This is a genomic window from Flavobacterium sp. (genome assembly GCF_044339515.1).
In the GTDB taxonomy this organism is placed as follows: domain Bacteria; phylum Bacteroidota; class Bacteroidia; order Flavobacteriales; family Flavobacteriaceae; genus Flavobacterium.
Genome location: NZ_JBIIVK010000075.1, coordinates 1 through 12,959, shown reverse-complemented (window position 1 = coordinate 12,959; position 12,959 = coordinate 1). Strand labels below are relative to the sequence as shown.

General features: G+C 36.3%; 8 protein-coding genes. 2 read left to right on the top strand and 6 right to left on the bottom strand.

Going from position 1 to position 12,959, the window contains the following annotated elements:
• Positions 1 to 379: 379 nt before the first annotated feature.
• The 4 genes from ACIQ0M_RS14605 to ACIQ0M_RS14590 all read right to left on the bottom strand — a co-directional run bounded on the left by ACIQ0M_RS14605 (position 380) and on the right by ACIQ0M_RS14590 (position 8,292).
• Positions 380 to 1,843 (bottom strand): DUF3644 domain-containing protein, encoded by a 1,464-nt coding sequence (locus ACIQ0M_RS14605; RefSeq protein WP_396153536.1) that lies wholly within the window; start codon positions 1,841 to 1,843, stop codon positions 380 to 382.
• Positions 1,844 to 1,976: 133 nt separating this feature from the next.
• A complete protein-coding gene (locus tag ACIQ0M_RS14600; RefSeq protein ID WP_396153534.1) occupies positions 1,977 to 2,159 on the bottom strand; it encodes a hypothetical protein in 183 nt (60 codons plus the stop codon).
• 69 nt (positions 2,160 to 2,228) lie between these two features.
• Positions 2,229 to 7,727, bottom strand: a complete 5,499-nt coding sequence (locus tag ACIQ0M_RS14595; RefSeq protein WP_396153532.1) for an alpha-2-macroglobulin family protein — start codon at positions 7,725 to 7,727, stop codon at positions 2,229 to 2,231.
• Between the two features lie 121 nt (positions 7,728 to 7,848).
• Positions 7,849 to 8,292, bottom strand: coding sequence for a nucleoside deaminase (locus ACIQ0M_RS14590; RefSeq protein WP_396153530.1), 444 nt, complete (start codon positions 8,290 to 8,292; stop codon positions 7,849 to 7,851).
• A 38-nt stretch (positions 8,293 to 8,330) separates the two neighbouring features.
• Between ACIQ0M_RS14590 and ACIQ0M_RS14585 the strand changes: the two genes are divergently transcribed.
• Positions 8,331 to 10,103, top strand: coding sequence for a 1-deoxy-D-xylulose-5-phosphate synthase (locus ACIQ0M_RS14585; RefSeq protein WP_396153528.1), 1,773 nt, complete (start codon positions 8,331 to 8,333; stop codon positions 10,101 to 10,103).
• Between the two features lie 38 nt (positions 10,104 to 10,141).
• Positions 10,142 to 11,089 (top strand): DUF3078 domain-containing protein, encoded by a 948-nt coding sequence (locus ACIQ0M_RS14580; protein WP_396153526.1) that lies wholly within the window; start codon positions 10,142 to 10,144, stop codon positions 11,087 to 11,089.
• Here ACIQ0M_RS14580 and ACIQ0M_RS14575 read toward each other — a convergent pair.
• The gene (locus ACIQ0M_RS14575) at positions 11,086 to 12,429 is read right to left on the bottom strand and encodes a deoxyguanosinetriphosphate triphosphohydrolase (RefSeq protein ID WP_396153538.1); all 1,344 of its coding nucleotides are present in this window, start codon (positions 12,427 to 12,429) and stop codon (positions 11,086 to 11,088) included. The two genes, ACIQ0M_RS14580 and ACIQ0M_RS14575, sit on opposite strands and share 4 nt — an antisense overlap.
• A 25-nt stretch (positions 12,430 to 12,454) precedes the next feature.
• A complete protein-coding gene (locus ACIQ0M_RS14570; protein ID WP_396153524.1) occupies positions 12,455 to 12,676 on the bottom strand; it encodes a hypothetical protein in 222 nt (73 codons plus the stop codon).
• Positions 12,677 to 12,959 lie beyond the last annotated feature (283 nt).

The window sequence follows — 12,959 nt, the reverse complement described above, 5'->3', positions numbered from 1 at the left end:
AGAGCAATTGTCCTTTTTTTAAAGCCTACTTTTTTAAAGCAGATAAAATTAAAATATAAAAAACTGATTTTCAATTTAATAAGAAATAAAAAAGTCCGATTTTAGTTTTTATCGGACATTAATGATTACCATTTTAATAATTAGAAAAACTTATCACTTTCTTTATATTTCTGAAGTCTATTTTATCTTAACTCATCTTTCAAATTTAACTCTTTTCTCTTAAAAATCACCAAACTTTCATAACACTACTTTGCTCGAAACCTTTAAGGCTAATTATTATGAAATGATTTGTGGAAACAAGGCTGTTTTTTCTAACTAACTCTATTCAAATTTAGGTGACTGGGAAATATCTTAAATGACAAATATTTAAAAATGCTTTTTAAAATTGTTTAACAAATTCATTTACAAGTTCTGCATTTGCAACCATTTGATCGCCATAAGCTAAAAAATCTAATTCCCTAAGTATTGCTTTTTGATCTGATTCCTCATTAAAAATTTTAAAACACTCTTTCGATAAAGTTGATTTAGATAGTTTTGGGTCTTTGATAAATTCAGAATAAGTTTTTGACAAAATCATTTTCCCCGGACTAGCTTTTAAGCATTTTAGCACAGGGTCAGTTTGTTTGCTTTTTATTAATTCACTTTGACTATAAACATAGAGTGGCTTTTGTGCTAGTCCTTTAAATTTATCAGCAAATTTTGCTTGGAGTTTCTTTGCAGCTCCATCCCCTAATAAAACCGACATTCTATTTAAGCTCATTATTTTATTAGCTTTTCCCTGATGATAAAGTTGTAATAATATTTCGGCAGCATTTTTTCCTGGTAATTTTGTAAACCAATATAAAAAAGGTGCATTAAAATCTAGTAAAGCTGTTTTTGCCAATAATTCATATACCTCAATATTGAAATTAACGTATTGTCTCTCAGAATATATTCTATAATATAGCTGTGATCCAAGTACGAATTTGGAATCGTTTCTGGCTAATATTTTATTTGCATCAACAATATTGTTAATTTCATCAAAAATTCCATCTTGAAGTTCTTCATATAATAAAGTCCCTTGTGACTGTGATTTATCTCTTGTCAAGTTAACATTATCACCTGAATTAGATACAATAATTTTTTTAGACTCTTTAATTGTGGTTACAACTAATTCATTCTTTTTTGTATTGTCAATTCCAGCAATCAAGTCAGCATTTGTAGTTCTTGTCACGTTTGTCAAATTCATTTTAAAATCTGAAAAAATAGTTTCCTCAATATTTACGTCGTTCAACCTACGAGATGCATTTACGATACTTTGTAAAAATTCTTTTAATTCTAGTGAAGCTTTTGAATTAACAGAATTAGTGGAAATATAATCTACAGGTGAAATCGGACGTTTAAAACCTATTGGTAATAAAATTAAATTTGCTTCCTCACTTAAGTCGACTTTAAAGTGTAATTTTATGAATTTTGAATAAAATATAATTGATTTACTAATCAAAGAAAATAATATTGGATTTAGCTCTTCAAGATAAAAATGAGCGACTTGATTTCGATATTCATATAAAACAATTAAATTTTCAGAAATTGGAATAAAGTCTTTCCCAATTTTATCAACTGTTATATTTAGGCAATTTTCAAACTGTTTTGTCGTACCATCTTTATGAAACAATTTTACCGTTTTATGGTATTTATATAAATATGCTTTTAAAACTAATTCCCAAGAATTTAAAACCAATAACACAACAGTTTCATATCGGTATGCTATTATTGGTTTATTGTGGACTTCAATTGCAGAAAACATTCCTGCAACTGAATTTTTAAGTAAATTTTTTGCAATAGGGGAACGCCTTTTTCTCATAATTATAATTCAAATTCTGCTAAAATACTTATAAGTAAAACCATCTTTTGCTTATTCACAAATATTCAGGTTGAAAAGCGAAAACTACTTTTAATTATAATTTACTATCCAAATATAACAATTTCTGTTAAAATTAACACTCTAATGAAAGGCTTATTTGCACCAACCCCCTAGCCCCGATTGCAATGGAAAGCCTTGTGACGCCAAAGCTGCTTTTTTCTTGCTGACCCAAAGCGACCAAAGGAAGCTCTTGGGGCGGCTTAGAAAAAACAGCTTTGGCAAACAAGCTTGGAATGGAAAGCGGGATGAGCTTCATATAAAATTTTCAAAGAACTTCCTCTTGCAAACATAGGATGACACAATGCTCAATCAGTAGTTTAAAACACTACTCCTTCACCACTTCCACCCATTGCCCCAATGTTCTCGCCGCATACGTGTTGTCATACATCGCTTCGGCTTGCATGCCGGGTAAATAGTAACGACCCAAATACGACGCATTCAACAGCACCCGGAAAGTTCTGGACTCGTTGGCTTTGAGACCAAAATAGAAATTGGTACGGTCGTCGCGAATGTCGATGTGGTCGGCTACGTTTTTGCCAAAACTGCCAAAATCGGTGAAACGCGTGTTTACAATTTCAAATCCGGAGGGTAAAATTTGGGTCAATGCCACGTTTTCCACTCGTTCGTTGGTTTGGTTTCGGATGGTGATTTCAGCAACAAACTCTGTTCCTTGAGTAATTTTAGTTACATTCACCGGTGCTCCGCTTCGGTTTTTGAAAACCAAATTGGTAAACAACTTGCTTTGCATGGCTTTTTCCTGCCCAATGGGCAAAATACCACTCGTGAGCACCCGCACATACAAGGTGTTGGATTGGGTGTTTCTGACCGTAATGGTATTGCTACCTGTTTTGATAGCTAAGTTTCGATTGGCCAACGATTTTGCGGTTTTGATGCTCTCCGGTTTTCCATTAACGGAGTAAGTAATCGCTACCCCTTTTCCGCCGTTTTGTTGAGCAAATTTAGACATGGCATACAAACTATACGCTGTAGTTTGGGTGCTCATCCATTGGTTGGAAGCCATGTTTTTAGCTAAATCAGTGGCCATTTTGAACGCTCTTTGCTTGTTTCCGATTAAAATTAAGGTTTCCAATGCCATTGCTTTATTGCGGTCAGACGAACCGTAATAGTAGTAATCGTTTTGGGTTGTTTCGTCAATTTTACTTTGGTTAAACACACTTTGAGCCGCTTGTTTTTGTCCGGCTAAGGCATACGCAGCCGCTAAACGCAATTTACTTTCGTTGGAAATTCCGGTGGTTTCTCGCAAACGGTTCATCGAAGCCATGTCTGGTGAACCGGCCAAAGCCAACGTATATAAACGATAGGCTTGAGCAAAGTCGTTTCCGTTTTTGGCAAATCGCCATTCTTTGGCTGCTTTTTGTTGGTATCCTATCCATTTGGCTTTGAAATTGAGCGGCAAAACATACCCTTTTTTCTCTGCTTCAATTAGGAAATGACCCACATAAGACGAACTCCAATCGTCGGCATAGTTCTGTCCGTTCCAATACGAGAATCCGCCATTTGAAATTTGGAAACCGCCTAATTTTTGAATGCCGATTTTGATGTTTTTCTGAATTTCGTTTTTACGGTTTTGGTCTAAATCGAAAATATCTGCCAAATACAATTGCGGAAACACACTCGACGTGGTTTGCTCCAAACAACCGTGTGGATACTGAATCAAATACTGCAATCTTCTACTAAAATCGATGGTTGGGAAAGACGAAACTTCCAATTGAGCTTTGTTGCTTCCGGCGACACCAAAGGTAAAAACAGCTATTGTTTTTGAAGCATTGGGTTCTAACACAATATCTGTAAACTCATTCGTTACCGGATTTGGGTTGGTGATATCCAATTCAACTTCATAGGTCGCTTTTTCGTTTCCGGAAGTGGCGATGATTTGCACTTTGGCCAAACCGGTAACACTTCCTACCTCTAAATTGAAATACGCCATTTTTTCATCGGGTTGAGAAAAACTTACACTTTGTGAACTGCTTCCCATCACTCTAACGCCGTTATTGGTTTTGATTTGTACGTTAACCTTTTTTACTTGTGGTTCCATCGCAAAAAGGGTTACTGGTAATGTTACTTTTTCGGAAGGAGAAATTTTTCTCGGCAACGAAGCCAATACCATCAACGGTTTTCGTACCGGAGTGGTTTTTTCAGCTGCACCATAGGCACTCGATTTTACATCGCCTGCCACCACCATCGTACGAACCGAACCGACATAATTTGGCAGCTTGATTTGATGTGTTTTACTTTGTCCTTTTTCCAACTTGAATGGGCCAAGATAAATAACCACCGGTTTAAAGCGATTGGCTTTTTTGGCTTTGCTTCCGCCTAAATCTTCGTCACCACCAATACTGAAAACTTGGTTAATTCTTCCACCATACGCTCCAATAACGTCATCAAAAATATCCCAGGTTTTTACGCCCAATGCTTCACGAGTATAGAAACTGTTCCACGCATTTGGGGTTTTAAAACGGGTTAAATCCAACAAACCATCATCTACAATCGCCAAGGTATAGGTCATCGCTTTGCCAGATTTTTCGCTTACGCGGATACTGGTTTTACTCTCCGGTTTCAAGACTTCCGGCATACTGATTTGTGGTTCTAAAATGGTGTTTTTGTCAATCACTTCAATCGGCACAATTCCGTACAAACGAATCGGTGAATCATTTAAGGTAGAAGCGTGCGGTTGCAATAATGTAATGTGCACAAACACATTCGGAGCCATATCGCCGGTAATTGGAATTTCGACTTTCGTTTCGCCCTTTTGAGTGGTTGCCCAAAGTGTTTTTACAACTCGTGAACCATTTTCCAACGAAATTAACGCTCTTCCTCCGGCACTGGATGGAAAGGAAATTTTGGCTTTTTCGCCTACGGAATAATTCTTTTTATCGGTAGAAAACATCAAAATCGAAGCGTTAGACGAATCGGTATTTCTAGTTTTTCCCGACCAATACGGCCAATCAATCATTACGGTAGAACCGGTGGCATGACCGCCTTCTTCATCCGTTACTCGGATTAAATAACGACCCCATTCATTTTCTTCGTTTTTGAATTGAATGCTGGCTTTGCCACTTGCATTCGTATTTACGGTAAAATTCTTGAACGCTGTGGTGGAATTAGACGACACATAACTGGAAAGGTTATCATAACTTGCGTCCCACCACCAACGCCACTCTACTTTATAAACTTGTACTTTTAGGTTTTGTACCGCTTTTGGATTTCCTTTTTCATCAACGGTTACAATATCATAACGGTTCATTTTTCCGGTTTCTAACAACCCGTATTTATTTGGTTCAGGTGTTTTTAAACCGATATACGTTTGATAAGGTGAAAGTGTCGCCGCCATCACATCGGTACTGAAATCGCCTCCGTTTTCATACACTTTAGTCATCAAACTGGCTTTCAACATTCCGGGTGATTCGCTGCTCACTTTCGGTTGAAAAGTTACTGTTGCTTTTCCTTCGGCATTTACTTTTCCGCTGAAAATATTGGTTTCTTCGGTTTCAAATTGCCGAATCGGATCATCAAAATTGTAATTGGCAAAACCTTTGAAAGTGGTTTTTTGTTGCATGATTTTGGCTTGCATTTCCATTTTGAGGTCTTTTGCCACAGCACCATGCAACCAAGCTACTTCCACTTGACTCGTATTGATTTTTGAGGTGGATAACATCTCAGAATCGAATTTGTTTTTGATTTTTAACCGATTGGGTTTAATCGTTTCAATTTTGATGTTTTTGTAAAAGCGAGCTCCGCCGACACTGATGACCGCTTCCCAACTTCCGGTAGGATGAGCCTCACGAGTAGGAATGATAAATTTATAATGATTGAGTTCATTGTATTTTTGAACGGATTGAAAAGTTAACTTTCCGGTAGGGTCATTCAATTTGAATTTAATCGGATGTGATTTATCCAATTTACTGGCTGCATCATTCAACATAAAACTTAAATACAAAGTATCACCGGGACGCCAAACACCTCTTTCACCATAAATATAACCTTTGAGTCCTTTTTGTAATTTTTCACCGGATACATCAAAATTACTCACGGAGAGCGAATAACCTTCGTCTAATTTCACATAAGTAGCTTGTTTATCTTTGGAAACAATGGCAAAAAAGGCATATTTATCCACTTGAAAAGAAGCCATTCCTTCCGCATTGGTGGTTCCTGAAGCCAACTTTTGTTGTTGAAAATCATACAACTCCACTTTTGCTCCGCTTATTGGTTGTGTAGAAACTATGTTGGTTACCGCCAAAGTATACGAACCATTTTCACCACGTTTGGCAATTACTCCCAAATCGGAAGCCAAAACATTCATGCCAATTGGGCCACGACGGTAATAATCCAATTCGCAAGGATCTTGACTGTCGTACCAATCGTAATCGTCATACCAATAATAATCGTAGTAATCGTCATCGTTGGAACGCACTTCTTCGCTTTCTTCTTCACTATCGGATTCCGATTCCGTTACTGAATTACTGCAACTGTACAAAGAATAACTTTTTTTGAACGACATTTCTACACGATAAATCGCACCGGGTTCAGGGGTGATGATTTTGGATAAATCGATGGCAAATGTGTTCCACTTACTGTAATTGGGTAATTTTTTGTCCAACAAATTAATGGTTTGTTTGGCTACAGGCGAAGCTACTTTTCGCAGGTTTCGCTTACCGTTTAAATTATTATCTTGCAAAAATTGAAGGATGTTGTTTTTGTAAATTTTATACACTTTGACATCCACCGCTTTCAAGTTGGCCGATTCGAAATTGATTTTTAAATTGTTGGAACTCGGCAAAATCGTTCCGTTTTTCACAAAGCGAATATTGGGTTTCATTTCGTTGAACGCCACACGTTGGGAATGCGTTTCTTTCATTTTATAACCTTCGTCGCTTGAAATGCCTTGAAAAACTTCTACTAACAAATCACCTTTAAGTGGTTCACTAAAAAAGACTTTAAGTAAATTACCTTCGATAATAAATTTAGAGGTTTGAGCCAATTCAACCGCCACTAATCCCTGTAAGTCTTGTCCTTTTTTGATCGGGTCAGAAAAATTAATGAACAAGGATTGGTTGTCTTCATCGCCTACTTCCATTCCCACAATTTTAAAATTGTTTTTGCCCGGAATATCATACTCCACACTTCCTTTTTGGTCGATGTTGAACGATTTTCCGTTCCATGAAATAGTGATTTTACTGTCTTCAACTTTACGTTGAATGCTATCAATGATGAATTTGAATTCGGTTTTCGTGCTAAGTGATTTATCGAATTTCAGTTTTAATTTCTTCCCGTCTTGTGTAGCTTCTACCAATTTTGTAGCGGTTTCAAAATCCATCCAGTCACTGGTTTGAATGGTTCCGTTTAAATAATTCAACTCTCGGCTGTACGATTGCAAATCCAAAAGGTTTACTGTAAAATCCTGTTTTACTGTTTTGACAGAAAACTTGAATTCTTCCAACCCTTTTTCCGTTTTGATGAGTTTGGCTAATTTGAAAATAATACGATACTCGGTGTCTTGTTCTAAAGGTTTTTCAGGTACAAAAGCAATAGTGTTGGAGGCCAAAGCTACCATTTTTCCTTTTATACTGGGAGAAATATCAAATAAACCCGCATCAATTTCTTGATTCGGCTGCCATTCTGTTTTGTCAAACGCTAACGTCACCCTGATGTCCGAATGAGCCGATTGCAATCCGGAACTAAAACTAAGGATGTAGTTCTCGTACTTCGAAAAATCAGAGTTAAATTCTTCGGTAGAAACTTTTTTGCCACAAGAGTGTAGCACAACAACCGCAACAAAAAGTTGCATCAAACGTTTGATTGACATTGTTCAAAAAATTAAGAATGGAACGAAATAAAAGAGTGGGTACTTATTTGCAATAACACAAAAAGTATTCCAAATATTGTGTTAAAGTTAATTATTTTTTAAGAAGAATTTTTGGAATAAATTATTTCCGTTTGGAGGCAAAAAAACGCAGCATTAAATCGGCTGCTTCATTAGCTAAAACCCCTGAAAACACTTCTGTTTTCGGGTGAAGTTGGGTACCCATTGTCATAAAACCTCTTTGTTCATCTCTGGCTCCAAAAACGATTTTTGAAATCTGACTCCAATACAACGCACCGGCACACATTTGACAAGGTTCTAACGTAACGTAAAGTGTGCATCCTTTTAAATATTTTCCGCCTAAGAAATTGGCTGCAGATGTAATGGCTTGCATTTCGGCATGAGCCGTCACATCGTGAAGCAATTCGGTTAAATTATGCGTTCGAGCAATGATTTTATTGTCCACCACAATCACGGCACCAACCGGAATTTCACCTTTTTCAAAAGCGGTTTCAGCTTCTTGTAAAGCTTTTTTCATGAAATAGGTGTCGTTGAAAGGATTTTCCATAAAAACAAAAATACAATTTCAATTCGTACATTTGTGCTATGGTTGATAATTTACTGCAACATATCGAATTTCCTTCTGATTTACGCAAACTCAACGTAAATCAATTACCGCAATTGGCCCAAGAATTACGCGACTTTATCATTGATATTGTTTCCGTAAAAGAAGGACATTTAGGTGCGAGTTTAGGTGTGGTAGAATTAACCATTGCTTTGCATTATGTTTTCCATACGCCGGAAGATTTGCTCGTTTGGGATGTTGGTCATCAAGCGTACGGACACAAAATTTTAACCGGAAGAAAATCGATTTTCCCTACCAATCGCCAATTAAATGGCATTTCAGGTTTTCCGAAGCGAAGTGAAAGTGAATATGACGCCTTTGGTGTTGGGCATTCTTCTACTTCTATTTCTGCGGCGTTGGGCATGGCGATTGCTTCTCAATTAAAAGGAGTAGACAAACACCATATTGCAGTGATTGGAGATGCTTCGATTGCTAGCGGCATGGCGTTTGAAGGGTTGAATCATGCGGGAGTAACTGATGCTAATTTACTCGTGATTTTAAACGATAATGCAATTGGAATTGACCCTAGTGTAGGAGCATTGAAAAACTACCTCACCGCCGTGAAAGAAGGTAAAAATCCGAAGGTGAACAACATGATTAAATCGTTGAATTTTGATTATACAGGTCCAATAGACGGACATGATTTGTCGGCATTGATTTCGGAATTGGAACGGTTGAAAAAAGTAAAAGGTCCGAAGTTTTTGCACGTCATCACCACCAAAGGAAAAGGTTTGCAAAAAGCGGAAGAAAACCAAGTAAAATACCATGCTCCGGGAAAATTTGATAAAATTACCGGGGAAATTCATTTAAAAGAAGAAAGCCATTTACCACCAAAATTTCAAGATGTTTTTGGATTGACGTTAGTAGATTTGGCTCAACAAAACGGAAAAATTATCGGCATTACTCCTGCCATGCCAACCGGAAGTTCGCTCAAATTCATGATGGCTATTTTTCCGGAAAGAGCTTTTGATGTAGGCATTGCCGAACAACATGCTGTGACATTATCCGCGGGAATGGCAACACAAGGAATGGTTGTTTTTTGCAACATTTATTCCACTTTTTTGCAACGAGCGTATGACCAAGTGATTCACGATGTGGCGTTACAAAATTTACCGGTTATTTTTTGTTTAGACCGTGCCGGTTTAGTTGGTGAAGATGGAGCCACCCATCACGGCGTTTTTGATTTGGCTTATTTGCGATGCATTCCGAATATGATTATTTTCTCACCCAGAAATGAAATTGAATTGCGAAATATGCTTTACACTGCTCAATTGGGATTAAATCATCCTATCGCCATTCGATATCCGAGAGGAAGAGGTGAAATTGTAGATTGGCAAAAACCGTTTCAAAAAATAGATATTGGAAAAGCTTCTATTTTGAAAAAAGGATCAAAAACGGCCATTTTATCAAATGGTTTTATTGGACGAAATGTAACGTTAGCTTTAGCTGAAATTAATAATGTTACACTTTTTTCACATTATGATTTTTCATTTGTCAAACCGTTGGATGAAGAACTTTTACATTCCATTTTCAAAGAATATGAAAACATCGTAACAATTGAAGACGGGACAATTATTGGCGGATTTGGTTCGGCTATTGCTGAATTCAAATCAAAATACAAGTATAAAAATGACGTTCAAATACTTGGAATTCCTGACCAATTTATTGAACAAGGAACCGTTGAAGAGCTACAACGTTTTAGTGAAATAAATGTGAAAAGTTTAGTTTCAATTTTGTCAACTTACCGAAAATAGTGATTTTTGTTGTTTCTATCAACTGTTTATAAATAAAAATGAGAGGGTTTTTTCTTTTATTCCTACTTTCATGTGGTCAATATATCAAAGCTCAAACACTTGTTACTGAAAGCGACACAATTCCACGAGACACAACTTATTGGACAAAAAAGAACATCACCGGTTTGGACTTTAGTCAAATTGCTTTCATGAATTGGAATGCCGGTGGAAATAGTTCAGTATCCGGATTATTGAAAGGAGATTTTTCTCGAAAATATGTTCGAGGGAATGTCATTTGGAATAATGAAATGTCACTTCGATATGGTGTCAATAAACAAGAAGGCCGGGAACTGAGAAAAACAGACGATGCTTTTTCAATACTTTCCAATTACGGATATAAAAAAGACCCGATTTCAAACTGGTATTATTCTGCCCGATTTAGTTTTAACACACAGTTTACTGATGGATATGCCTATCCAAACACAGAAGATCCCATTTCAAGATTATTTGCTCCGGCATACCTTTTTTTGGGTGTAGGATCTGAATATAATTTGAAGGATTTGAATATGAACTTTTATTTCTCTCCCTTAACCGTTAAAACAACTCTTGTTTTAGATCAACGCTTAGCTGATTTAGGCTCTTTTGGTGTTTCGAAAGCGATTTATGACGGAGATGGTAATTTATTACGAAGAGGTAGAAAATCCAGAACAGAATTCGGTCTGCTTTTTAACAGTTATTGGAAAAAAGAATTCTATAAAAATATGTTTTTTGAAAATAGACTTTCCTTGTATTCTGATTATATCAACAACTTTGGAAATGTAGATGTTGATTGGCAACTAAATGTAGACTTAGTTGTTAATCAGTATGTTAAAGCCAATGTAGGCATTCATATGATTTATGATGATGATATTAAAGCCAAAGAGGAAGTTGCGGGAGAACAAGTGATTGTTGGTCCAAAATTACAACTAAAACAAGCATTAGGAATTGGTGTAACTTATGCTTTTTAGCTATTATTAGAAGAAATAATTTTATTCAACAAAACTGCATTTCCATCAGTTAACAAGGAAATAAAGTGTGAAATATGTAGTAATCGTTCGTATAGATTTGCTTTTTCTACTTGGTATTTTTCCGGTAATAGTTTCAATAATAATTGATCATAATTTGACATTTTTCCTTCGTGCTTGTTGTTAAATGCTGTAATAAATTTATCCAACAAGTTATTGATGATATGATAACCTGTAATTTCTTTTTGAATGACCTCCTGACTTTGGTAGATCTTCTTTACACTCAATTTAATGATGTCATCCATTTGAGCTTTATACTTACTTTTATCGGTTAAAGCAAAAGGAAATTTTCCTTGTAAAATAGCCTCTTCATTTTCAATGAAAATTCGAACAGCATCATTGATTAAACTTCCAATCGCCAATGCTCTTAGATAACTGATTCTGTCTTCTTTGGTTGTCAACGAATTGTATTTAGAAGCATCAATGCTGTCTTTTACTAATTTAATTAAATATTCCAAGGCGAAATCTTCATCTACTAAGCCTAAATTAATTCCGTCTTCAAAGTCGATAATGGTGTAACAAATATCGTCTGCAGCCTCTACTAAATAGGCTAGCGGATGTCGTTCATAGCCTAAGTCTTCTCCTGATTTATTTGGAATTAAGCCTAATTCCTCAGCCACTTCTTTAAAAAAAACTTTGTCTTGTTGAAAGAATCCGTACTTTTTGTCGGCAATGGCATTGGTTGGTTTTTTAGGTAAACTTTCTTTGGGATATTTCATAAAGGCTCCTAAAGTGGCATATGAAATTCTAAGTCCTCCTTCAATACCGGCTCTACTACCAGTAAGCACCGAGAAACCGTTTGCATTCCCTTCAAAATCGATTAAATCTTGCCATTCTTTGGCAGTAAGTTGGTCTTTGTATTGCTTACCGTTTCCGGTTTTAAAATACTCGCCAATGGCTTTTTCTCCAGAATGTCCGAAAGGTGGATTTCCAATGTCGTGAGCCAAACAAGCGGCTGCAACGATAGCTCCAAAATCGTTCATATGAAAACCGTGAGCTTCTTTGAGATAGGGATATTTTTCGATGATTTTTCTTCCCACTAATCGTCCAATTGAGCGACCCACCACGGAAACTTCCAAACTATGTGTCAAACGTGTGTGAACAAAATCAGTTTTTGAAAGCGGAATAACTTGTGTTTTATCTTGCAGACTTCGAAACGCTGCCGAAAAAATAATTCGGTCATAATCTACTTCAAAGCCCAAACGGGTGTCGTCTTGTTCTGAACGTAAACGTTTGCCTGTATCGCCTTGACGTTTGAGTGATAAAAGTTGTTCCCAATTCATCATAAAACTGCAAATTTTAGATTTATTATTTATCGTTTGCCAAAAAGAAATTCTTAGATTTTTTCGGGTATTGATTGTAGCTAATATCGCTCGGATTTTCAATTACCGATTTGATATTGACTAAATCGCCGAGTTTGAAGTTGGATTCGGTGTATTTAAAATCTAACAAATATTCGCCACAGAAATAGTTCCCTTTTTCATCTTTTTCGATGATGCCGGTGTAGATTCCTTTTTTATCTTTTGACATGATTGTTGAATTGATTTTCAAATGTACGAATTGAAAGTTGAATTAGGAAGAAATTGAATGAAATTGGTTCCGAAGGCGGTTTTAGCCGCCATTGAAATGGAAAGCCTTGTGAAGCAAAAGCTGATTTTTTCTTACTGACCCAATGCGACCAAAGGTCCTCCCGATAGCTCCTATGTTTGCAAAATAAAGTTGATATTATAAATTTGAAGAAATAAAGTGAAAAGAAAGAGAGTATACTGATGGCTAAATAACTCTTGAAGTATATTGTCCGATAGATATTACC

Coding starts and splice junctions, on each gene's coding strand:
- ACIQ0M_RS14605 (WP_396153536.1), bottom strand. CDS start 1,843: ATGAGAAAAAGGCGTTCCCCTATTGCAAAAAATTTACTTAAAAATTCA.
- ACIQ0M_RS14600 (WP_396153534.1), bottom strand. CDS start 2,159: ATGAAGCTCATCCCGCTTTCCATTCCAAGCTTGTTTGCCAAAGCTGTT.
- ACIQ0M_RS14595 (WP_396153532.1), bottom strand. CDS start 7,727: ATGTCAATCAAACGTTTGATGCAACTTTTTGTTGCGGTTGTTGTGCTA.
- ACIQ0M_RS14590 (WP_396153530.1), bottom strand. CDS start 8,292: ATGGAAAATCCTTTCAACGACACCTATTTCATGAAAAAAGCTTTACAA.
- ACIQ0M_RS14585 (WP_396153528.1), top strand. CDS start 8,331: ATGGTTGATAATTTACTGCAACATATCGAATTTCCTTCTGATTTACGC.
- ACIQ0M_RS14580 (WP_396153526.1), top strand. CDS start 10,142: ATGAGAGGGTTTTTTCTTTTATTCCTACTTTCATGTGGTCAATATATC.
- ACIQ0M_RS14575 (WP_396153538.1), bottom strand. CDS start 12,429: ATGAATTGGGAACAACTTTTATCACTCAAACGTCAAGGCGATACAGGC.
- ACIQ0M_RS14570 (WP_396153524.1), bottom strand. CDS start 12,676: ATGTCAAAAGATAAAAAAGGAATCTACACCGGCATCATCGAAAAAGAT.